Origin of the sequence: Thermoactinomyces daqus (genome assembly GCF_000763315.1) — a bacterium.
GTDB classification, from domain to species: Bacteria; Bacillota; Bacilli; order Thermoactinomycetales; family Thermoactinomycetaceae; genus Thermoactinomyces_A; species Thermoactinomyces_A daqus.
In genome coordinates, this window is record NZ_JPST01000022.1 from 61,567 (window position 1) to 82,519 (window position 20,953).

22 protein-coding genes, 1 tRNA gene and 1 pseudogene are annotated in these 20,953 nt (G+C 42.8%); 18 read left to right on the forward strand and 6 right to left on the reverse strand.

The annotated features are described in order from the left end of the window. The first annotated feature begins 28 nt into the window (after nucleotides 1–28). The 3 genes from JG50_RS18885 to JG50_RS0111405 all read left to right on the forward strand — a co-directional run bounded on the left by JG50_RS18885 (nucleotide 29) and on the right by JG50_RS0111405 (nucleotide 1,641). Complete coding sequence (locus JG50_RS18885) at nucleotides 29–433, forward strand: hypothetical protein (protein WP_052154243.1); 405 nt, start codon at nucleotides 29–31, stop codon at nucleotides 431–433. A gap of 14 nt (nucleotides 434–447) precedes the next feature. Beyond that, the gene (locus tag JG50_RS0111400; RefSeq protein ID WP_033101239.1) at nucleotides 448–675 is read left to right on the forward strand and encodes a hypothetical protein; all 228 of its coding nucleotides are present in this window, start codon (nucleotides 448–450) and stop codon (nucleotides 673–675) included. A 282-nt stretch (nucleotides 676–957) separates the two neighbouring features. Then, nucleotides 958–1,641 (forward strand): TerC family protein, encoded by a 684-nt coding sequence (locus JG50_RS0111405; protein ID WP_033101240.1) that lies wholly within the window; start codon nucleotides 958–960, stop codon nucleotides 1,639–1,641. A 146-nt stretch (nucleotides 1,642–1,787) separates the two neighbouring features. Here JG50_RS0111405 and JG50_RS0111410 read toward each other — a convergent pair whose 3' ends face one another. Both JG50_RS0111410 and JG50_RS0111415 read right to left on the reverse strand, forming a co-directional pair. Continuing rightward, nucleotides 1,788–3,206 carry an MDR family MFS transporter gene (locus JG50_RS0111410; RefSeq protein ID WP_152568561.1) on the reverse strand — a complete coding sequence of 473 codons (1,419 nt, stop codon included), beginning with the start codon at nucleotides 3,204–3,206 and terminating at the stop codon, nucleotides 1,788–1,790. A 166-nt stretch (nucleotides 3,207–3,372) separates the two neighbouring features. Continuing rightward, a complete protein-coding gene (locus JG50_RS0111415; RefSeq protein ID WP_052154244.1) occupies nucleotides 3,373–4,002 on the reverse strand; it encodes a TetR/AcrR family transcriptional regulator in 630 nt (209 codons plus the stop codon). Between the two features lie 180 nt (nucleotides 4,003–4,182). On the opposite strand from JG50_RS0111415, the gene asnB reads away from it, so the two are divergent. Continuing rightward, the gene (gene asnB / locus JG50_RS0111420; RefSeq protein ID WP_033101243.1) at nucleotides 4,183–6,006 is read left to right on the forward strand and encodes an asparagine synthase (glutamine-hydrolyzing); all 1,824 of its coding nucleotides are present in this window, start codon (nucleotides 4,183–4,185) and stop codon (nucleotides 6,004–6,006) included. Between the two features lie 174 nt (nucleotides 6,007–6,180). Continuing rightward, nucleotides 6,181–6,765, forward strand: coding sequence for a lysophospholipid acyltransferase family protein (locus tag JG50_RS0111425; RefSeq protein WP_033101244.1), 585 nt, complete (start codon nucleotides 6,181–6,183; stop codon nucleotides 6,763–6,765). A gap of 32 nt (nucleotides 6,766–6,797) precedes the next feature. Here JG50_RS0111425 and JG50_RS0111430 read toward each other — a convergent pair whose 3' ends face one another. Then, nucleotides 6,798–7,754: a polysaccharide deacetylase family protein gene (locus JG50_RS0111430; RefSeq protein WP_232331017.1), complete on the reverse strand. Its 957-nt coding sequence runs from the start codon at nucleotides 7,752–7,754 to the stop codon at nucleotides 6,798–6,800. A gap of 351 nt (nucleotides 7,755–8,105) precedes the next feature. Between JG50_RS0111430 and JG50_RS0111435 the strand changes: the two genes are divergently transcribed. Further along, a tRNA-Ala gene (locus JG50_RS0111435) sits at nucleotides 8,106–8,181 on the forward strand. A 177-nt stretch (nucleotides 8,182–8,358) separates the two neighbouring features. On the opposite strand, the gene JG50_RS0111440 is transcribed toward JG50_RS0111435, so the two are convergent. Beyond that, the gene (locus JG50_RS0111440) at nucleotides 8,359–8,997 is read right to left on the reverse strand and encodes an SMI1/KNR4 family protein (RefSeq protein ID WP_152568562.1); all 639 of its coding nucleotides are present in this window, start codon (nucleotides 8,995–8,997) and stop codon (nucleotides 8,359–8,361) included. 38 nt (nucleotides 8,998–9,035) lie between these two features. On the opposite strand from JG50_RS0111440, the gene JG50_RS19385 reads away from it, so the two are divergent. The 6 genes from JG50_RS19385 (at nucleotide 9,036) to JG50_RS0111465 (ending at nucleotide 15,105) form a co-directional block, all read left to right on the forward strand. After that, nucleotides 9,036–9,536: a D-arabinono-1,4-lactone oxidase gene (locus JG50_RS19385; protein ID WP_235281665.1), complete on the forward strand. Its 501-nt coding sequence runs from the start codon at nucleotides 9,036–9,038 to the stop codon at nucleotides 9,534–9,536. A gap of 4 nt (nucleotides 9,537–9,540) precedes the next feature. Beyond that, nucleotides 9,541–10,458, forward strand: a complete 918-nt coding sequence (locus JG50_RS0111445; protein ID WP_033101246.1) for an aldo/keto reductase — start codon at nucleotides 9,541–9,543, stop codon at nucleotides 10,456–10,458. Between the two features lie 38 nt (nucleotides 10,459–10,496). After that, on the forward strand, nucleotides 10,497–11,597 hold the full coding sequence (locus JG50_RS0111450) for a glycosyltransferase (protein WP_033101247.1): 1,101 nt from the start codon (nucleotides 10,497–10,499) through the stop codon (nucleotides 11,595–11,597). An 88-nt stretch (nucleotides 11,598–11,685) separates the two neighbouring features. Beyond that, nucleotides 11,686–12,693 (forward strand): sugar phosphate nucleotidyltransferase, encoded by a 1,008-nt coding sequence (locus JG50_RS0111455; protein ID WP_052154245.1) that lies wholly within the window; start codon nucleotides 11,686–11,688, stop codon nucleotides 12,691–12,693. A gap of 284 nt (nucleotides 12,694–12,977) precedes the next feature. Next, entirely contained in the window at nucleotides 12,978–13,271 is a 294-nt protein-coding gene (locus tag JG50_RS0111460) for a DNA ligase LigA-related protein (RefSeq protein WP_033101248.1), read from the forward strand. A gap of 136 nt (nucleotides 13,272–13,407) precedes the next feature. Then, nucleotides 13,408–15,105, forward strand: coding sequence for a phospho-sugar mutase (locus JG50_RS0111465; RefSeq protein WP_033101249.1), 1,698 nt, complete (start codon nucleotides 13,408–13,410; stop codon nucleotides 15,103–15,105). Nucleotides 15,106–15,442: 337 nt separating this feature from the next. Here the strand turns inward: JG50_RS0111465 and JG50_RS0111470 are convergent, their stop codons facing one another. Next, nucleotides 15,443–16,045 carry an IS3 family transposase gene (locus JG50_RS0111470; protein WP_081943883.1) on the reverse strand — a complete coding sequence of 201 codons (603 nt, stop codon included), beginning with the start codon at nucleotides 16,043–16,045 and terminating at the stop codon, nucleotides 15,443–15,445. A gap of 60 nt (nucleotides 16,046–16,105) precedes the next feature. Here JG50_RS0111470 and JG50_RS19390 point away from each other — a divergent pair. From JG50_RS19390 to JG50_RS19395, 3 genes and pseudogenes are all read left to right on the forward strand, one after another. Beyond that, nucleotides 16,106–16,255: pseudogene (locus JG50_RS19390) on the forward strand (ATP-binding protein); the annotation flags it as partial. A 299-nt stretch (nucleotides 16,256–16,554) separates the two neighbouring features. Then, a complete protein-coding gene (locus JG50_RS18890; RefSeq protein ID WP_052154247.1) occupies nucleotides 16,555–17,193 on the forward strand; it encodes a Type 1 glutamine amidotransferase-like domain-containing protein in 639 nt (212 codons plus the stop codon). Between the two features lie 117 nt (nucleotides 17,194–17,310). Then, nucleotides 17,311–17,460 (forward strand): amino acid--tRNA ligase-related protein, encoded by a 150-nt coding sequence (locus JG50_RS19395; RefSeq protein ID WP_407701823.1) that lies wholly within the window; start codon nucleotides 17,311–17,313, stop codon nucleotides 17,458–17,460. A gap of 150 nt (nucleotides 17,461–17,610) precedes the next feature. Here the strand turns inward: JG50_RS19395 and JG50_RS0111480 are convergent, their stop codons facing one another. Then, nucleotides 17,611–17,910, reverse strand: a complete 300-nt coding sequence (locus JG50_RS0111480) for a hypothetical protein (RefSeq protein WP_033101250.1) — start codon at nucleotides 17,908–17,910, stop codon at nucleotides 17,611–17,613. Nucleotides 17,911–18,028: 118 nt separating this feature from the next. Here JG50_RS0111480 and dcm point away from each other — a divergent pair, with 118 nt between their 5' ends. From dcm to JG50_RS0111495, 3 genes are read left to right on the forward strand one after another with little or no spacing between them, the layout of a single operon-like run. Then, nucleotides 18,029–19,006 carry a DNA (cytosine-5-)-methyltransferase gene (gene dcm, locus JG50_RS0111485; RefSeq protein WP_052154248.1) on the forward strand — a complete coding sequence of 326 codons (978 nt, stop codon included), beginning with the start codon at nucleotides 18,029–18,031 and terminating at the stop codon, nucleotides 19,004–19,006. Continuing rightward, nucleotides 18,999–20,147 (forward strand): type II restriction endonuclease, encoded by a 1,149-nt coding sequence (locus tag JG50_RS0111490; RefSeq protein WP_033101251.1) that lies wholly within the window; start codon nucleotides 18,999–19,001, stop codon nucleotides 20,145–20,147. The genes dcm and JG50_RS0111490 overlap by 8 nt, the downstream gene beginning before the upstream one ends. Before the next feature lie 51 nt (nucleotides 20,148–20,198). Next, nucleotides 20,199–20,633, forward strand: a complete 435-nt coding sequence (locus JG50_RS0111495) for a very short patch repair endonuclease (RefSeq protein ID WP_033101252.1) — start codon at nucleotides 20,199–20,201, stop codon at nucleotides 20,631–20,633. Nucleotides 20,634–20,953: the final 320 nt, after the last annotated feature.

The following is a 20,953-nucleotide window of genomic DNA, read 5'->3' on the forward strand; positions in this document are numbered from 1 at the left end:
TCAATTCAATTAAAGGAGAGATGGGATTATGGAATTCAGACCGGGTCCTTCTGCGAAAGAAATCTCTGAAATTCTTGAGGTTATGGCCAAAAAAGCCCCGGAATTGCTTGAGGTTGTGTCAAATAAAGTTCCGGAGGTATTTACAAAGCTGTTTGACATTCTCTATTCCGAAGATTCTGCCCGTGAGATGGGCAAAGCGATCGGAAGCTTGTACAAGGAATTGATTGATGCGGGAATTCCTCAGGATGCCGCTCTTAAAATGACATCCGATTACATGTTTTCACTGAAAGATTTGGTTCGCAATTTTTCCTCCGGAAACAAGCAATTTTATTTCCCGCAAAAAGACTGGAGAGATTGGGGCCGGAGACCGCCTTTCGGTCCGCATGACAGACCGCCGTTTAACCCGCCCAATCATAAACCCTCTGACCAATAACGGAGGCAGGGGCAATGGGGTATCTTCATCTCATTGGGCGAACGGCGGCCGGACTGACCAAATTCAGCTCGGCTTATATCCGGTGCAGTCTCGGCAAACGGACCGCCATCAAACGGTTTGAGCAGGAATTGATCCAATCCGGCCTCCCGCTGCCTGTCGTAAAACAACTGACAGAAGAGTATGCGGATATGGTCAATTTAAATCCAATCGACTATGCCAAAATATGGCGAAAACAAAAATAGTTTGATATAAAGGCCGTCGGGAGTGCTCCTGGCGGCCGTTTTTTCGTAAACGGGTTCAGGTGTTTTATTTGATATTAAGATAGTTTTATTGGATAATTGTATTGGTAATGCAGTCTTCATGATTATTTGCAGTAAAAGTAAAATGAATGGAGGTTCACTTCGGAGCGAAGATGAACCTTTTTCTTGGGTTCCAGGGGTGTTGTTCGATGGTATAATCGTGCCCCGATGCGCCCGATGAAAATCAGGCACCCGATAACCTCTACCCGGGAGATGTTTGTCCTTATGATATCAGCTTTTTTGATCGGTCTGGTAAAAATTATCCTAGTCAACATTGTATTAAGCGGAGACAATGCAGTCGTGATTGCCATGGCCAGCCGGGGATTGAAACCCGAGTTGCGCAAAAAGGCAGTGTTTTGGGGGAGTTTTGGAGCGATCGGGCTCAGAGTTGTCCTTACGTTTATCGCCGCCTGGATGCTCAGAATTCCATTGGTTCAGTTCGTGGGGAGTTTGATTCTCGTCTGGATCGCCATCAAATTATTAAAGGGTGAGGATGATGCTCACGAGATCCAGGGCAGTTCGCGTTTGCTGGAAGCGTTCAGGACAATTTTAATCGCGAATCTGGTCATCAGTTTGGACAATGTGGTGGCTGTCGCAGGAGCGGCCGAAGGAAATATGGTCTTGATCATAATCGGCCTTGCGCTGAGCATTCCGCTCATCATTTGGGGGAGCCAGCTCATCATGAAACTGATGGAACGCTTCCCGGTCATTATCATTGTCGGGGGAGGATTGTTGGGGTACACCGCAGGGGAAATGATGGCGGAAGACAAAATCTTCCGGCGCCTGGTTGTCGATTCCTTTCCCGCTTTTGATGACTTTTTGCCGGTTTGTCTCACTGTATTGGTCATTGTGATTGGACTGCTCTGGAAAGTGAGGAGCAGCGAAACGAATCCTTCGGATTGCAGATGACGGCAGACGGGAGCAGGCATAGAAGATCACTGCTGGAGACAGCTGAGATTTTCTATGCTTGTTTTTTTATGAAGAGAAGAATCCCGTTGGCCGGGAGCGATCTGCCCCACAGGGAAACGAACCGGGCCAAGGGATTCACGGCAGGATCATAAAGTGGAAAAGAGATCAATCAAGCGCATGAAGGACAGATGGTCCCCGAAATAGCGGGAAGCGATAAAGAGGATTCCCAGCAGAAAGGAGATTAAAGGAATCATCTTATAGGAAAACTTGATCAGAGAAGCGAGCCTGAGATCATACAGCACGCGATAGACAATCTGGGCAATTCCCACTCCGCTTTTTTGCCGGTATCGCCGGTATCCCATGGCATAAAACCAGATGATATGCAGGGAGATGATGACAATCACCCACCAGGTGAGCGGTGCTCCCACCTGCTTGAACATCCAGCCGCCAATCATCGGTCCCAGGAAGAGACCGGCCTGGGCGAGGTTGCCGATTCCGTAATAGGCTCCTCGGTAGCGGTCGTCCGCCAGCTGGTCGATCATCTTGTTTGTAATCGGAAAGATGAGCATTTCACCAAAGGTGAACAATACGATGCCGATGATAAAAAAAGAAGCGTGTTTTCCGATTGCAAACGAGGCATACCCCAGCGCGAAAATAAAGCAACCCAGGATCACGCTGCTCAGAGGGTTTTTATTCTCGGCCCAGCTGGCTACCAGCCCCTGCAATAAGATGACCATCAACGCGTTAATGGCGATCAGGAGGGGATAGACATTTTCACCGTTGCTTAAAAGGCTGTAAAGATAAATGGGCAAGTTTGTTTCCATCTGTGAATAAACGATATAAAACAACAAACTGCCCATGATGTAATACCCGAGTGACCGATCTCGTGCCAGCACCCGGACAAAACTGGAAAACCGTGTCGACTCCTTTGGCCGGGACCATCTGGTCTGTTGCTGATAGTTACGCAATGTCACGATCAGGAGAAGCGTGTAAAGGGCAAAAGCGATTCCAGTGAAGAAAAAGGTATAAATCCCCACCCATTCATATAAGTAGGTTCCGAGCAGCGGACCGGTAACCATTCCGACATTGAGTGCAGTATACCGATATCCGAAAATTTTTAACCGCTTGGACTCTATCGTCAGATCGGCCATCAGCGCCTGGGATGCCGGATCAAAAAAAGAACGGCTCAGCCCATGTGCCAGGCTTAAACCGATGAAGCTGTAATAATCCCTGGCAAACATAAAACCGAAGAAGACGAAAGTCCACAAAATCATCGAAAGCCAGAGAATGAACCGCCTCCCGAAGAAATCGGAGAGAGGTCCTCCGATGAGCCCACCGATTGCGCCTCCCAAACCGGCCATTCCCAAGACGGTGCTGACCTGCAAAACTTCCAGGTGCATTTGTTTTGTAAGGTAAAAAGAGAGGAAAGGCAAACTCATAAACACAGCCATCCGCGTAAAAGCCGTCCCGAACAACAAAAACAGGACAATGGGATGCATGCGCTCCTGTTTGTATTTTTCTTTTCTGGATAAAGTGCCTGCCTGGATTCCTTCTATTCTCGCCACCCCCCTCTTTTGGAAAATCAAGCGGGTTTTGGTGAATTTATTATGGAAAAAACTGAATTCATTTTTATCATAGCGGATAGCATGAAAATGGTACAATGTATAGTTTTTGAATTATTTGCTCTTGGTGTAATTTTTAGCCCTGGTTTTAACCGGAGTAACCGGTCTTTTATCTGTGATGATGCGGAAATTGTCCGATTTTCAGATGCTGTATCCGTAACCGCGTCAATTGCATGGCCATGTATTCCGGAGGATAAGGGAGGTTGTTTCTCAACCACCAGGCAATGACGCCGAGGTAAGCGGAGGCGGCATAATGGATGAGAATTTCCTTGGGAACAGCCGGTTGTATATCATAGGCCGTACTTTGATTGAGGCGTTCATTCAAAATATCGGCAAATACATCAAGCAGGCGAAACAAAAAGCGTTGTTGTCCGTTCATGTTAAGCATGACTTTGTAAAACTGCTGGTGTTTGGCGACATGCTCAAAGACATAGACCAGATCAGGAAGAGGACGAACCACATTTCCATTGGCATCGGTGATGTTTTCACTGTCCAACCGGCATTGTTGCATCCCTTCCACCAGTTCCGCCAAAATTTCCTCGATACTTTGCATCAAAAGATCCCCTTTATCCCGGTAATGGAGGTAAAAAGTAGCCCGGTTCAAAGTTGCTCGCCGGGTGATTTCCTGTACGCTGATCGCATCGTATCCTTTTTCCCCCATCAGTTCGATCAGGGCATTACGCAGCATTTTGCGCGTACGGACAACCCGGGGATCAAGTTTTTTCCGTTGATTTTTCATGGTCATCCCCCTGTGGAGTTTTCATGTATTTATAATCAATCATTCCCCTTTTTGTCGATTAATCAACGGGTTAGAAACAGTTTGCTTGTTGAAATATATACTACATGTATTATAATAAACGATGTGTTGATTAACAAACGTCGTGTTAATAAAGTCGGTAAATGATGGGAGATGGTTGACATGTGTGGAATTACCGGCTGGATCGATTGGGAAAATGACATTTCCGGTCAAAAGGAAATTCTGGAGAAAATGGCGGGAACGATTCAAAATCGCGGACCTGACGCAGAGGGTTTTTGGCTGTCACCCCGGGCCGGTCTGGCTCACCGCCGCCTGATCGTGATCGATCCGGAAGGTGGTCTGCAACCGATGGTGGAGCGATGGGGAGACCGTCTTTTCGCGATGACATACAACGGCGAAATCTATAATTATCTTGAACTGAAAAAAGAATTGCAAGAACGTGGCCATACCTTTAAAACCAATTCGGATACCGAAGTGTTGTTGCACACCTACCTCGAATGGGGAGAAGACTGCGTACGGCACCTGAACGGGATTTTTGCCTTTGCCATCTGGGACGATGCGAACCAAAAACTGTTTTTGGCACGTGACCACCTGGGCGTGAAACCGCTGTTTTACACGGAAAAGGGAAGCATGATCCTGTTTGCGTCCGAGATCAAGGCGATCCTGGCACATCCGGAAGTGAAACCGGAATTGGATGCAGACGGATTGGCGGAGATTTTCGGAAACGGCCCGATGCGTACGCCCGGCGTGGGTGTATTCAAAGGGATCAAAGAGGTTCGCGCCGGCCATTCGATCACCTTTACCCGCGAAGGCAAACGGGTGACCCGCTACTGGCAACTGGAAAGCAAACCCCATACGGATGACGTGGAAACAACCGCAGCCAAAATTCGCGAAATCCTGGAAGATACCGTCCGTCGCCAACTCATCTCCGACATGCCGCTGGTGGCCATGCTTTCCGGCGGGCTGGATTCGAGCGGTCTGACGGCGATTGCCGGAAAGGAACTGGCGAAAGAGAATCGCACCCTGCACACGTATTCGCTCGATTTTGTCGGCAGCGATCGCGATTTCCAAACGGATTTGCTCCATCGCGATCTCGATGAACCGTGGGTAAAACGTGTTTCCGAACATGTGAAAACCGAGCACCATACGATTGTCCTCGATTCGGAGGAATTGCTTGAAAACCTGCTGGTTCCGTTAAGGGCACGTGACCTGCCGGGGATCGGGGAGATGGAAACGTCCCTCTACTTGCTCTTCCGGGAAATTAAAAAAGATGCCACGGTCGCCTTGTCCGGTGAATCGGCAGATGAAGTATTCAGCGGATATCCCTGGTTCCATCAGGATGAGTTCCTCAATGCGGGCACATTCCCGTGGCGGGTGAGCACCACCGGCTATTTGTCCAGTTTATTGTCCCAGGAAACGCTGAATTATGCCCGTCCTGACGACTATGTGCAGACGCGCTATGCAGAAGCGATTTCCGAAGTTCCGGCTTTGGAGGGAGAAGGCGATCTCGAAGCGCGGCAACGGGAAATGTCTTACCTGTTTATTACCCGGTTCCTGCCGTTTATGCTCGATCGCAAAGACCGGACCAGCATGTACACGGGCTTTGAGGTTCGCGTTCCGTTCTGTGATTATCGTTTGGTCGAGTACCTGTGGAATGTGCCCTACCGGGTGAAAACAGTCGATAACATTGAAAAAGGGATTTTGCGGCGTGCACTGAAAGGTTATCTGCCTGACGATGTGCTTTATCGCAGAAAAAGCGCCTATCCGACTGCGCAAAACCCTGTTTATTACCAAGCGATTATCCGCTGGGCCAACGATATCCTGGCTGACCATAACTCCCCGATCTACTCCCTGGTCAACAGACGAAACGTGCAGGCGTTGATCGATGGCAAAGCCGGCGTCGACGAAGGACAGATCGTCAAAGCACTGGAGTATTTGATTCAAGTGAATTCCTGGATCAAAGAATATGGCATAACCATTTCCTGATGTAATTTGAATTTCCCACTTTACCACGAAGCTACCCCTTGATAGGCCAATTCCTGTATGAATTGCAGGGATTGGCCTTTTATTTTTGATTTACCTCTTTGCATAATTGGGAATCCCTGTTACTGTAAGAGTAAGAACAAAAGTCACTTGTGTCATCCGGATAAAGGAGGAGCCATGTATTCATTTGCGAAAATCATTGCTACAACCATTTTAAAAATTTTCTATCGCATTCGTGTTGAGGGAGCAGAGAACGTTCCAGCCGAAGGAGGCTTTGTCTTGGCCTGCACCCACACGGGCTGGTTGGATATTATTGCGCTCGGTGTTTCCATTCCGAGGCCGATTCACTATATGGCAAAAATTGAATTGTTCAAGATACCGCTTGTCGCCTGGTTTTTGGGCAAATTGAACAGCTTTCCCGTCAACCGGGATCAACCCGGCCCCAGTTCCCTGAAAACGCCGATTCGCTTACTTAAAAAAGGAGAAGTGGTGGGGATTTTCCCCAGCGGTACCCGGACCAAGGAATCAGTACCTTTGAAAAGAGGGGCGGCGTACTTGGCCGACCGGGCGAAAGTGCCCATTCTCCCGGCGGTTTATGAAGGTCCGGAGTCGCTGCGGTTGGGAGATCTTTTTAAAGGGAAGACAATCGTGATTCGGTTTGGCGAATTGATCGCGCACGAACAGGAGGATGGAGACCGGCAGAAAGCTTTGCTCAATTGCTTAAATGAACGGATGGAGTTTTTAGCCGGGGAAAAAAAGTAAAAAGCACTCCCCTTTTGCGGGAAGTGCCGGGATTACACTCTTCCGTCTGCGGGAGGAGTGTTTTCTTTTGTCGGTGTGTTCTCATAGGCTGGAATTTGCAGCAGTTGATCCAGAGTGACGATTTCATATCCTTGGTTTTTCAGATATTGAATCGTTTTTCGCAGCGATTTGACGGTTGCACTGCGATCACCTCCAGCGCAATGCTCCAGGATGATGCTCCCGGGTTGCACCTCTTTGACGATCGTTTGATAAATGCCTTCCGGTGTGCGCCCTGCTTTCCAATCTTCTGTATCCACGTCCCAATCGATAATCTGGTAACCTTTGGCCAGGATTTGTTCTTTTCCGCCATGGATCGCTTCATAGGGGGGACGGAAAAAATGAACCTTGTAGCCGATGATTTTATAGATTTCTTGGTCGGCCCGTTCCAGTTCACTTTCCAGCTGTTTTTGCGTAAGCTTCGGAATCAGCGGATGATCCCATGTATGGTTTCCGATTATATGGCCCTCTGACACAATGCGTTTTAACATCTGAGGGTTTTTGTGAGCCATTTTTCCAACGACAAAAAAAGTGGCATGCACATTTTCTTCCTTTAGAATATCCAAAATTTGCGGGGTGTATTGATCATCAGGCCCGTCATCAAATGTCAGGGCGACCTTTTTTATTTTGCGCGAACTGTTAAAGATCACCGATTGATCCTTGAGGCGCGCCAGATCTTCAGATTGTTTTTGGTCCAATGTATCCGGATTGACCGGGGTGAACTCGTATTTTGGAATCGGATTGGTTACGGCCGGTTTGCTTGGTTTTTGCTGATCCGCATTTTGTTTGCTTCCGGAAGCATATTGTTTTTGATCCTGAGGATGATTCGTTTCAGCCGAAGAAGGATGTTTTTGTTGCTCATTATGTACTTGGTCCGCTTGATCAGTAGTACATCCTGACAGGAACAGGCTCATACCGAGAAAAAAGGACCCAATGGCGAGGATTCGGCGCATATAGGTTCACCTCAATGTTAGTTTGAACAATAGTTGACAAAAAAACAGAGCATAGCCCTGACGAAAATCAAAGTGATTTCCAAAAAATGATATGTCAAAGAGCAATTTAACGACCTTACTAAATGATTGTATAATGGTTGAACGAAGAAAGATGTGAATAAGAATTGAATTTTTTCACAGTCGTCGTGAAGATTTATTGGAGAACAGCCATAAACGGGAAAAGCCAGCTTTTTGAGCCCGGATCTTGCTTAAAAAAGAGAAAAATTTTTTGGGGAAAGATGCTTGACTTTCAAATGCGGATGAGTTATATTTATAAATGTCAGTTCGATTCGACGCAAAAATGCATATCGCGGGGCATTAGCTCAGCTGGGAGAGCGCTACACTGGCAGTGTAGAGGTCAGCGGTTCGAGCCCGCTATGCTCCACCAAAAGAAAGCCGCGAGATTTCGCGGTTTTTTGCTGTTCTCAGAAATTGGAAAAGGGCCAAACATGGCCGTTTGACCACATTTTGACCACACACTTAAGGTAAGTGGGATGCACTAAAGAGGGCTGATGTTATTCTATATTGACATCAGCCCTTTCGGCGGCGCAATTACTACTATGAGTTATGGTTCTTTCAACCCTTTTTTGATTGTTTCAAGTGGCCAGTTATGGGAAGGTGTGTCTGCTAATCCAGGAAAGCCGCCCCATTTTAGAGAAAACGTTAGATAGTCCAAAAAAGTCATTGAGACTTGATCCATAATGATTATCGGATTGACTGCAGAGGTGGGAAATTCAATATGATAAAACATGCCTCCGCTGACATTTTCCTTATGAAGCCAATCGGGAGCGATTGGATAATAAAATATATTTTCTTGCTCTTCAATGTCCTGACACTCTTCCCATTCTACGATTGCCGCATCAATCGATTCGATCCACAGGGCATCTGCGTAAATTTCCTCCCAATCAGGATGAAACCCTTGAAAGTTTACGCCGCCGATATGCTTATAGAAACACTTTAATACGAGTGGAATAGGCCCGATCTTCCTTTCCAGATATGATATCTTCTCTGGCAACAAAGGATCGGGTTCCATTATGACTTCATAAGGATGAGGGCCATGGGTATGGAATTGATAGTTCAACTCTTCCAGATTCGTTTTTAGCAATTGAATGGACTGTTTAAAGTGAAGGATTTGCCTTTCAATCTTAATGAACCCCAAAAGTCGGATCCGCACCAAATCCCTGGCTGGCACTAAAGGTAGCATCTTATCGTCCTTCTCTTGTCCCAACAATTAACCAGTATATACAAAAAAAATTCTTTAATAAGCCCATTTCACGAGTAGTACCTAGTCCGGATGGTTTTCGGCAGACCATTCTGATAAAACAGCATGTTTTAGAATATGCTCTTCCACTAAGTAAGACAGCCTCGGCTCTTCTTGGTTTGAAGCAATTGATTGAGGATAAAGGATATAACGTTCACCATCCAGTGGATGTACGTTTTAGTGGAGCGGATGAACCTTGGCTTAGTCCAGCACATGGACGTAAAACTTGTTATATTGGGGTGATTATGTACAGGCCTTTTGGAAAAGACATACCTTATGAAGATTATTTTCGTGATGTTGATGTCCTATTCTATAAATTGGGAGGCAGACCTCATTGGGGGAAAATTCACTACCGAGACGCTTCGGACTTGAGGTCAGTTTACCCTTATTGGAATGATTTCTTAAAACTACGGGATCAGCTAGATCCAAATGGAGTTTTTCTAAATGATTATCTTCAACTTGTTCTAGGAGTGGGGAGGTGAAAATATGAAATACAATTCGTTAGGAAATACAGGTATTTATGTTTCCGAACTGGGCTTTGGGTGTTCTCCATTGGGTGGAGTTTTTGGATTTATAGAGGAAAAAGAAGCTATCAAGGCGGTTCGTACTGCTATAGAGCTTGGCATTACTTATTTTGATGTTTCCCCATATTATGGATCAACACGGGCAGAGTTGGTTTTAGGAAAGGCTTTAAAAGGAGTACATCGTGACCAATTTGTACTTAGTACCAAAGTAGGGCGGTATGACGACAAAGTTTTTGATTTTTCTAAGGACCGAATATTGAAAAGTATACATGAGAGCTTATTACGGCTTGGTGTGGATGAACTTGATTTAGTGTTTGTTCATGATGTTGAATTTGGTTCCACAAATCAAATTATTCAAGAGACACTCCCTGCTTTACATGCTCAGAAAAGAGCAGGACTAGTAAAGGCTATAGGTGTTTCTGGGTTGCCTATCGCAAATCTTAGAGAAATTGTTAAAACTGGATTAGTAGATGTTGTTCTTTCATATTGTCAATATACATTATTTAACACAACTTTAGGGCATCATTTAAATTGGTTTTCTGAACAAAGTGTAGGTGTAATAAATGCTTCACCTTTTGCAATGGGGCTACTTACAAATGAAGGCCCTCCCTTATGGCACCCAGCATCTCCGACAATTCGAAAAAAATGTGCACAAGTAGCTAACGTGGCGCGATCCCGTGGTTTGGATTTGGCTCAATTAGCGTTCCATTTTTCAATAGAAGCAAAAGGAGTTGCATCGACGCTTGTTGGTATGAAGTCTGAAGCTCAGGTTAGGAAAAATATGAGTTGGTTGAAAGAACCTATTGATGAAGAGGCCATGATTTGGATTCGGTCACGTTTTAAGTCGATACAGAATCAAATTTGGCCAAGCGGATTTTAGAAAAGAGATCCAAAATTCTCTGAAAGGAGAAGTTAATTTTGAGGATACTTATTGTTGCTGAACGCTGTTCGATTTTCTTTGGAAAGTACATTGATTATATGGCTGAAGCTCTCATAGCATTGGGATGTACACCTTTTTTGCTTGCTGGAGAAGAATATTCTGGCCGAATGGCCAATCAGATTGAAGTTATATATTCTAACTCCTTTAAAAAATATGCAAGCAATTTAGATGAGCACAGATATCTCGAAGTGTTTAGAATTGCATCAAAATTAGGTATTTATCATGTTCACTTTATCTTTTTATTTGATCCTCATCGCCTCTTTCTTGCTTTGAATTCGGGGGCACAATCGAACAGATTGATATTCACATACTCGATTTTTGGACTAGCTGAATATGCAACCAAGCCTATATATGCTAGGTTTCATGAAGAAATGCTAAAGATGTCATCGATACGTCGAGTGCTTATACATTCTATATTCCCCGAAGCTATGGATGGTTTATCCAAGGATTGGAGTATTCTTCAATCTCCCAAGGTATCTTTTGTGCATGATCCTCTTTACGATCCTCCAGATGCTTTTAAACAGAGTCGATTTGAAGCTCGTCAATCTCTTGACATTCCAATGGAGCAAAAGGTTTTTCTTTACTTTGGCACATACTATCGTAAAAAAGGAGCAGACTTATTACTTTCTGCTGCTGAAGCTTGTCAAAATCTGCAGAATGTCTGTTTTCTTTTCGCTGGGAGCACTAAAACGGCGCCACATAATTTTAATCGTAATGCACTTAATCTACCAAATGTACGCGTTGATGATCGAATTATCGATGAGGATACTGCCTATAAGTATTTTATTGCTGCTGATTTAATTATCCAACCCTATCGTCTAGAGTATCAATATGATACAAGCGGAGTCCTTGTTCAATCCTGTCTTGCTAAACGTCCAACACTCGTTCCAAATATTACACCATTTAAAGAAACAGTTGGTGCTTATCGCTTAGGATTAACTTTTGACTGTGAAAATGTTGATAGCCTTATTAATGCAATCAACCAATTTTATAAGGAATCATTTCAACTAGGCGATTGTCAGAAATACATTAATACAATTGAATCTTGGAAGGATTTAGCTCAATTGATTTTATATTAAATTAAATCAGCTCACTTTGTTGAGATTCAGAGCAATTTTTAAAGTAAGACAGTAGTCTTAAGATACTCGAGTTTAGGAAGTGAGACTAATGAAACTTGTTTTGTTATCTGGAGGATCTGGAAAGAGGCTATGGCCTTTATCCAATGGGAGACAAGCAAAACAGTTCCTGAAATTGTTATCTGATGAGAATGGTCATCTTCATTCTATGCTTCAGAGAATTTGGAGGCAATTAAGTAAGGCGAATCTAACTGATTCTACAATTATAACAGCCGGCAAAATGCAAGTAGATTTAGTTAGAGATCAGTTAGGTTTTAATGTTAATTGCCTTATTGAACCATCTTGTCGTGATACTTTTCCTTCGATAGCATTATCAACAGCTTATTTATATTCTTGTCAAGAGGGAGATCGTAACGAAGTTATCGTAGTGTTGCCTGTAGACTCCTATGTAGAGGACAAGTTTTATGAAGAATTGAAAAAGATTGACAGGGTTATTAACACGAGCGGTGCCGATATTGCTTTGGTTGGTGTTAATCCTTCACATCTCTCAACTAAGTATGGTTACATTGTTCCGGAAAAAGAACAGACAAAAAATAATTATTTGAGGGTTCTGGGATTTGAAGAAAAACCTACCCCTTTAAGAGCTAGTGAACTTATAAATGTTGGAGCTCTGTGGAACAGTGGTGTATTTGCTTTTAAAACAGGTTACATCTTGGACATTTTGGAACAAATGGATCTTCCTACTGAATACGAAGATTTAAATCGAAAATATCGAAAGTTACCTAATATTAGTTTTGATTACCAGGTTGTTGAGAAAGCTAGAAATATTGTAGTTGTGAAATATGAAGGCTTTTGGAAAGATCTTGGCACTTGGGATGATCTTACAGAGGAGATAAATCCTAATATTATGGGGCTTGGAAAGATGAGTAAGGATTCAATTAATACTCACATAATAAATCAATTGGACATTCCAATTCTTGTATTGGGTGTTTCAAATCTTGTTGTGATAGCGAGTCCTGATGGAGTTTTGGTAACTGATAAAGTAGCTAGTGTTCGATTGAAAGAACAGATCGAAGAATTAAAAAGTAGGGAAATGTAAAGCTGCAATCACATTTTTTCTATGTTTCGCACCTATCAGGAAGTGAAATAACAGGTCTGACATCCAGCTTCACTGCTGTAATAGTCTAAACTTCGCTAGATATTATTCAGTCTAAACTGGAAATACTTTAATTGAAGCGGACATATGACATAAAATGAGATTGTGATCATTGCTCAGAATGAAGCAGGTTGCAGAACAAGTGGCTTTTGATATGTCTTTAATTGCAAGTAATACAGCTTTTAAAATCCTTTCATTTAACTCCAAAAAGAAACGGAGAAGAAAGAATGAACAAAGATATTCTTGAATTGATTAACCGTCGTCGTCGACAAATCCTAATCCACTCTTTTTTGTATTATCGGATGAACACCTCAGTAATTCCGGATTTAACTTTTGATCAATGGGCAAGAGAATTAGCGGAATTACAACGGAAGTATCCTGAAATCTCATGTGAAGGTATTTTTGCTGATGCCTTTGCAGATTTCTCCGAATCAATAACAGGTTTTAATCTCCCACTTAACGATCCGTGGGTAATAGCAACGGGAATGTATATCCTTAGAATTTGTAATGAGAAACAATGAATTCAGATTTCTAAGTCAATACATCAAAGTCGAGTCATTTAAAGCTGCATTTAACGGTTTGAGAACCGGCTTGAGGAAGGTATCTACCTGTTCTATCAGGATTTTTGAGAAGTAAAATCAGAGCGGAGCGATAACCATGAATTACAGGGATGCCTTTGATTACTGGATGACAGATTCCTTTTTTGATGAGAAAACAAAACTGGAACTTTCGATGTTGACTGATGAAAAGGAAATCGAGGATCGCTTCTATCAAGACCTTAAATTTGGAACTGGTGGTGTTCGTGGGCTAATAGGTGCGGGGACCAATCGCATTAATCTTTACACTATCAGAAAGATTACCTGTGGCTTGGCGAACTATCTACAGGCAGAATTTGGAGAACAGGCAAAAAGGCAGGGGGTTGCCATTGCTTTTGACTCCAGGCTGAATTCAAGTGCCTTTGCCAAGGAAGCGGCACTTGTTTTGTGCGCTACTGGTATTAAAGTCTTTTTGTTTGACCGACTGATGCCCACACCAGTTTTGTCGTTTACGGTCAAACATCTGGGCTGTATTGCTGGCATTGTCATTACGGCGAGCCATAATCCCAAGGACTACAACGGTTATAAAGTTTATGACAATAAAGGCTGTCAACTCGTTCCAAGATATACCGATCGCATAACTCGCTATGTAGATGCAGTCACCGATTTAACAAAGATCTCAGTTGCCAATTACGAACAAGCGATGGCGGAAGGAATGCTAAAAATAATTGGTACTGAGGTGTTGGATGCGTTTATTGATGAAGTGCTGATGCAGACGTGTTTTGACGATGCTGACGCTAAGGCTGCATTAAAGATCGTATACACTCCACTTCATGGTACAGGCAATTTACCAGTACGTTCTGTTTTAGAGCGGGACGGTTTTACTGGCGTATCTGTTGTAAAAGCGCAGGAGTTTCCCGACAGCTCCTTTTCCACTGTGAGTTCTCCAAACCCCGAGGACCGGAGCGCTCTGGAACTAGGTATCGAGCAGGCAATCGCAGGGGGTGATGATATCGTACTCGGTACTGACCCGGACTGTGACAGAGTGGGAGTAGCGGTTCGGAGCGGTGAAGGTTTTACACTACTGACTGGTAACCAAATTGGCGCACTGCTGGTCCATTTCGTTCTCTCGCAGAGAAAGCATGCTCTTAATGAGAAGTCTACGTTGGTCAAGACCATCGTTACAGATGAACTTGGTGCAAAGATTGCCCAATCGTATGGACTAAACATTGTTGATACATTGACCGGTTTTAAATACATTGGTGATCAAATCACTCTCTATGAACAGACGGGTGAAAAGGAATTTTTTATCGGTTATGAGGAAAGCTACGGTTTTCTGGTCGGCATGCATGCCCGTGATAAGGACGCGATAGTCGCATCGATGCTCATTTGTGAGATGGCGGCTTATTATAAGACCCAGGGCAAGACCTTGCTCAATGTACTGAGTGATATTTATGAACACTATGGTTATTATTTTAATGCGATCGATTCCTTCGAGTTCAATGGCAAGGTTGGCGTTGAGGAAATGCAGTCTATGATGACTACTCTCCGAAATAAAGGGACTACGTTGATAACTGGAATTATAGAAATCCGGGATTACAGCACAGGGATTGACGGACTGCCAAAGTCTAATGTGCTTAAATATATCTTAAACGACGGATCGTGGATAGCAATACGCCCGTCAGGTACTGAACCTAAGATTAAGGTCTATTATTCCGTCTACCAGCCGGATGCCTACAGCGCACAGAAGCGTCTTGAAATGATACAAACTACGATTAGGAAAGAAATAAAAAATGAATGTGAAATTGCTATAAATTGAAGTTAACGGGTAATGGCAAGTTCAAAAAATGTTCAATGAAAAGTGGCCCGCATGAGGCAAAAATCAGGGTCGTTTTTGGGATTAATCAGGCTTCTAACAGACCTTTTAATGAAACTTCTAATGTGCGGCACAATCTGGGGTTTCAGTCAGTTTGGTGAAATCGGCAGAACCTTTGATTGACTAGGGTTTATTCATTTTTAATGGTTCTAATTAACCCTATGCCTTTCACTCGTAATGAAGGGGTCGCAGGTTCGAGTCCTGTCTACAGTACCAAAGAAAAGCCCGGAGTTTTGGACTTAACCCTGTCAAGTAGACTATGTAAATAAAGCCCGAGTATTTATGCGGCGATCGCTTCCCGGTATTCGACCGGGGACCGATCGCCAAGTCGCTTTTGGGAGCGTTCATGGTTATAGAACATAATATACTGATCAATAGCTCGATGCAACTCATCAAGGGTTTCCGGACATTGAAGGGACAACATCTCCGACTTAAGATGGGAAAAGAACGATTCGATACAAGCATTATCTAGGCAGTTCCCTTTACGCGAATGGCTCCCAACCATTCCTGGTTGCTCGAGTTTCTTGCTATACTGCCGGGAAGTGTACTGGAAACCTTGATCTGAATGAATCAGGGTTTTCACCACTTCTCTGTTATCACATGCTTTCTCCAATGTTTTCATGACCAATGACAGATCATTTCGTTTCGAGACGTGATAAGCGATGATTTCATTATTGTATAAATCCTGAATCGCAGATAGATATACGAAGCCACCATGGATCGGCAGATAAGTAACATCCGTCACCCATTTCTTGTTCAGCGCTGCTGCGCTGAACTTTCGATTCAAACGGTTTGGAAATACAACGGACTGCTGCTTTCCAAAGAAACGCCTCTTTTTACGGATCACAGGTTGCCGCAGTAAATAAAAAAGCCTTGCCAGAATATCCCGAAATCTCCTACTCTTCTATTTGATGGAATAAAAGCAAATAGGAGAGGAATGAAGGGAGAGCTCCTTGGTGATCCGATTCTGGCCACAGCGGTTCTGGACCGATTACTGCATCATTCTCATGTCATTAACATTCGAGGTAACAGTTACCGATTACGTGAAAAGATGAAGTCAGGAGCTTATGGAGGCTCTTCAGAGTCTGAGTGACAAAACGCCGGGATGGGTCAATTTTAAACCGGCTGAAGTGGGTTAATTTAATTCCGGCGTTGACATTGGGACATTGAACAGATCATGGGGTATCTATACTCTACATCATTTGCAGCCAAATCCTTATTTAAGAACAAATTCGATGCATTTGATCAAGAGGCACGACAGCTTTTACAGCCATCAATCCAAATGGCTCTTTTGAAGATCATTTGTCCATCAATGTGATTGTTGGATGGAAATAAACTGTAGTGGACCCCATTTGCCGTATTCAAAAATGAATGAAACCAGGGGGAATCTGCTTGAATCAAATCCTTATTCTTATAGGCGGTGGCCGGCACAACACTTCAGAACTAGATTCTGTCAACGCTGCGATTGCTCCGATCCTCCGAGGTAAAGAGAGGATGCTGATCATCCCGTTTGCTGCTGAACCACAAAAAGTTGAGAAGTGGTTTGATCAAGTAAAGAACCACTACTCACTTTTGGGTGTAAAAGAGTTTGAACTCATGAAGGAAGACAACACTCGGAACATGAAACAGCAGATAGATTCAGCTCACATTCTCTTTTTGACGGGTGGCCGACCTGACCGTCTTCTGGATCAAATCCATCATTTGAAGCTGCTTTCAGTTTTCCAAGCATTTACCGGAACGATCATCGGGTTTAGCAAAGGAGCACTGGCCTTGTGTGAGCAGTGTCTCATCACCAAAGATGACGACTTTCCCGAGACATTGGTGAGACGAGGACTTGGTTTGTTTCCGGAAATGGTTGAAGTTCATTACAAACCTCAGATCGATTCTGAACTTATTCCCCTTGCAAAAGTCCAGCCAATTTATGCAATTCCAGACGGGTCTGCTCTGATTGTGAAAGGAACCGCGATCCAAGTAGTAAGTAACGTGGTTCTTTTTGATTTGAGAAAAAGGAAGAAAGGAGATCGATACTGATGGTGCCATTCCACACCAAATGATTGATGTTGCGTCCTTTTAGCATGGACGATGCCGAGAGGGTTAACCTACTGGCAGGCGAGTGGGAGGTAGCTAATACGACCGCCACGATTCCTCATCCCACCACACGGCGGCTTTGGGACGGGGTTAGAAAGATTAACAATGCAATTGCTTGAGCTTCAAAATGTAAGAAATGCAAGTTTGTTCCCCATCAATATTAAAGGCTGTGACCTGTTTCCAATTTCACGGCCAAAAATTGAAGAATAAAGCTGAAGTGCACTTCTTAAAATTGACACGGAAAAAGAAGAATCTACCCAGTTTTTTAGCTGTAGTAGATTCTTCTTTGTAGGTTTTCCTTGTTCACTCTTCTCCCTCAATGACTTTTCTACCATTATTCTACAAGCAGCAGTCACAATTTTACATCTCATCTCTTTGTTGCTGATTTCTGTATTCGATAATTTCTATTTGCCCCTCTGTTGCTAATCCGGATAATAATTGACGATTAAATTCATCTAAAATATTTTCTCTGTTATATATAAGAATAGCATCAAATTCGTTTAGCTTATTTAAAATTTCAAAGAGCCCGTCACTGGAATTGCAAGCTTCAACAGTTCTACCTGCTAATTCCCAATTTTTCTTCTTAACATATTCCCTCAGCTTTTTTATAATATATCCTACGTTTTCCTGTTCCTGACAATATATGATTACTCTCTTCATTTCAATCACCTAGACTTTGGTAAAAGGACATAACCCCACTTTCTAATTTATCACATAACGGACCTGTCTCAGAATGGTTATGTTATAATAGACCAAGCAGTATTAATGGAGGTAAACTATGTTCACTTTTATAGACTTGTTCGCAGGCATTGGAGGAATACGGATAGCTTTTGAAAGGGCAGGAGGACGCTGCGTATTTTCTTCTGAGTGGGATGTGAAAGCACAAGAAACTTATTATGCTAATTTCGGAGAAAAACCCGCCGGTGATATTCGCGAGGTCCATGATCAAGTTCCAGATCATGACATCTTATTAGCGGGTTTCCCTTGCCAGCCGTTTTCAATAGCGGGAGTTTCAAAAAAGAAGTCTCTTGGTCAAGCGCATGGATTTGCGGACGAAACGCAGGGGACATTATTTTTTGAAGTGGCCAAAATTCTTCGGAACAAGAAACCCAAGGCTTTTTTGCTTGAAAATGTAAAGAACTTACGTTCTCATGACAAAGGCAGGACATTTCGTATTATTAAAAATGTGCTTGAGAATGAATTGGGATACACGGTTTATCATGAAGTTTTGGATGCAAAAGGACTGGTTCCCCAGCATCGTGAGAGGATTTTTATAGTTGGTTTTCGGGAACAAATTCACTTTGAATTCCCCCAACTGCCGAAAGAAGGCCCGCCAATAAGATCGATTCTGGAACCAGAGGTTGATGAAAAATATACTCTGTCAGATAAGCTCTGGTCATATCTCCAATCCTATGCTGAAAAACATCGCGCCAAGGGGAACGGATTTGGGTACGGGCTTGTGGATCTGGACAGTTATTCAAGGACTTTATCTGCTCGTTATTATAAAGATGGTTCCGAAATTCTGATACCTCAGGAAGGAAAAAACCCCAGAAGACTGACACCAAGAGAATGTGCCAGACTTCAGGGATTTCCGGAAGACTTTAAGATAGTGGTATCGGATACCGCTGCATATAAGCAGTTTGGTAATTCAGTAGCTGTTCCTGTAGTGGAGGCAGTGGCAAAAAACATGATAATTGCGCTGGAAAAAAACATTAGCATTACAAAAGACAGAGAGGAAAAAGAGCAAAATGCATGATGTTAATGTTGCAATCGAAACGGCTGAGAAATTCGGTCGATTCTTTTGTAAGTTTCTGGCATTAAACGATGTTGGCTTGAATCCCAGAAGTCACCAAGAAGGAATTTACATACCTAAAAAAGCTGCCCCTCTTTTTTTCGATGAAGAGGGGCAGAAAGGTGAAAATAAAGACAGACTAATTAATATATTCCTTGAGGAAGGTTATCCGCCGATAGAAGCAAGAGCAATCTGGTATGGCCGGGAAACGAGAAGAGAATATAGAATTACAAGGTTTTGGGCTTACTCTCCTTTTGATAAAGCAGAGCAGTTGGGAAATCTCTTCGTTATGGTAAGGGCATCCGAAGATGATTATTATGTATTCATTTTAAATCGGGAAGATGATATAGAAACATTTCTAAACACTTTTTCCATTTCGCTTACCCAAAATAATGCTGTTTTTGGTGTCGATGAAGATAGAGAAACTCAATTGGAAAGAAGAATTAATTCATATGCCAGTGAGTTTACCGAATTTCCGCCTACAATTCAAGTTGCTTTAAAGTCAAGAGAATTTTACCGTGGGAGCCTTAACGATCCGGATAAAACATTGGTCAAATGGATTGAAACAGAGTACAAAATATTTAATGCTTTAGAGAAAGCCATATACAGGGAAGAATTAACCACACCTTTTCATGATGTAGATAAGCTGATTACATTTGCAAATACTGTATTAAACCGTCGTAAAAGCCGGGCCGGGAAATCATTGGAACATCATATTGATTATATCCTCAAGCAGTTTAATATACCATTTGATCATCCGGGAAAAACGGAAGGTAATAAAAAGCCTGATTTTATATTCCCATCTAATGAGGACTATGCAAATATCATGTTTGATGAAAAGAAGCTTACCTTTCTGGGGGCAAAAACCACCTGTAAAGACAGATGGAGACAAATTCTTAATGAAGCTAACAGAATCCCGGTTAAACATTTACTGACCCTCCAACAGGGTATCAGTAAAAATCAATTGGAAGAAATGAAGGCAGAAAAGGTTCAATTGGTTGTTCCCAGGGAACTACATGGGAATTATCCCTTAGAAAATAGAAATGATTTGCTTGACTTTAAAACTTTTATTCAGCAGATGAAAGAAAAATACGGAGTCTGTTAAACGGTTTCCATTTCAAATGAAAAACATTATTGATAGTTTGGGGAGTTAAATATGGCCGATGTTCTTTCAAAAGAACAGAGAACAAAAAATATGAAAGCCATTCGCTCAGTCTCTAAACTTGAAGAAAAGATAGCAAAAGAGCTATGGAAAAGGGGAGCCAGATTTCGTAGAAACGTTAAGGACTTGTTTGGCAAGCCTGATATAGCAATTAAGAAATACAAAATCGTCGTTTTTATTGATTCATGTTTCTGGCATGGTTGCAAAAAACATGGAAATATTCCTCAGACGAACAAGGATTTCTGGATTAAGAAGCTGGAAAGGAACATAAAACGAGATATTGAAGTGTCCAACTATTATACGTGCCGTGGATGGAATGTCCTCAGAATATGGGAACATGAAGTGAAAGAAGATTTTGACGGGTGTATAAGCAGAATCATGGACTTTATAAAAAGTGCAAAAGAAAATTGTTCAAAAAATATTCAATAAATATAGCCGGAATGAAGCAGAATTGGATCTGTTCTTGGGGGGAATCCGGCTTCTAATAAATCTTCTAACACAACTTCTAACGTAACTTATTCTCAAGGGTTTATTTCGCTTAACTGAAGTTGGCTTATTAGGCGGTGCGTTTAGGCTTATCGGTTGCATTCTGCGGTACGCATAACTCGAAAACTCTTGTGCGGGGTAACTCGTACTGTGGGTTCGAATTCCACCTCAATGAAAAAAATTAACTATCAGGTTGTTGTGTCCGACCTTTTTCGATTAAAAAAAGCTACCCCATTAGGTAGCTGAGGTTGTTGACAAAGAAG

What these genes read in the sequence shown, in the direction of transcription:
- JG50_RS0111495 (WP_033101252.1), top strand. Translation starts at nt 20,199, where the DNA reads ATGGCCGATGTTCTTTCAAAAGAACAGAGAACAAAAAATATGAAAGCC.
- JG50_RS18885 (WP_052154243.1), top strand. Translation starts at nt 29, where the DNA reads ATGGAATTCAGACCGGGTCCTTCTGCGAAAGAAATCTCTGAAATTCTT.
- JG50_RS0111445 (WP_033101246.1), top strand. Translation starts at nt 9,541, where the DNA reads ATGAAATACAATTCGTTAGGAAATACAGGTATTTATGTTTCCGAACTG.
- JG50_RS0111425 (WP_033101244.1), top strand. Translation starts at nt 6,181, where the DNA reads ATGTATTCATTTGCGAAAATCATTGCTACAACCATTTTAAAAATTTTC.
- JG50_RS0111440 (WP_152568562.1), bottom strand. Translation starts at nt 8,997, where the DNA reads ATGCTACCTTTAGTGCCAGCCAGGGATTTGGTGCGGATCCGACTTTTG.
- JG50_RS0111405 (WP_033101240.1), top strand. Translation starts at nt 958, where the DNA reads ATGATATCAGCTTTTTTGATCGGTCTGGTAAAAATTATCCTAGTCAAC.
- JG50_RS0111465 (WP_033101249.1), top strand. Translation starts at nt 13,408, where the DNA reads ATGAATTACAGGGATGCCTTTGATTACTGGATGACAGATTCCTTTTTT.
- JG50_RS0111480 (WP_033101250.1), bottom strand. Translation starts at nt 17,910, where the DNA reads ATGAAGAGAGTAATCATATATTGTCAGGAACAGGAAAACGTAGGATAT.
- JG50_RS0111415 (WP_052154244.1), bottom strand. Translation starts at nt 4,002, where the DNA reads ATGAAAAATCAACGGAAAAAACTTGATCCCCGGGTTGTCCGTACGCGC.
- asnB (WP_033101243.1), top strand. Translation starts at nt 4,183, where the DNA reads ATGTGTGGAATTACCGGCTGGATCGATTGGGAAAATGACATTTCCGGT.
- JG50_RS0111400 (WP_033101239.1), top strand. Translation starts at nt 448, where the DNA reads ATGGGGTATCTTCATCTCATTGGGCGAACGGCGGCCGGACTGACCAAA.
- dcm (WP_052154248.1), top strand. Translation starts at nt 18,029, where the DNA reads ATGTTCACTTTTATAGACTTGTTCGCAGGCATTGGAGGAATACGGATA.
- JG50_RS0111490 (WP_033101251.1), top strand. Translation starts at nt 18,999, where the DNA reads ATGCATGATGTTAATGTTGCAATCGAAACGGCTGAGAAATTCGGTCGA.
- JG50_RS0111430 (WP_232331017.1), bottom strand. Translation starts at nt 7,754, where the DNA reads ATGCGCCGAATCCTCGCCATTGGGTCCTTTTTTCTCGGTATGAGCCTG.
- JG50_RS0111455 (WP_052154245.1), top strand. Translation starts at nt 11,686, where the DNA reads ATGAAACTTGTTTTGTTATCTGGAGGATCTGGAAAGAGGCTATGGCCT.
- JG50_RS0111460 (WP_033101248.1), top strand. Translation starts at nt 12,978, where the DNA reads ATGAACAAAGATATTCTTGAATTGATTAACCGTCGTCGTCGACAAATC.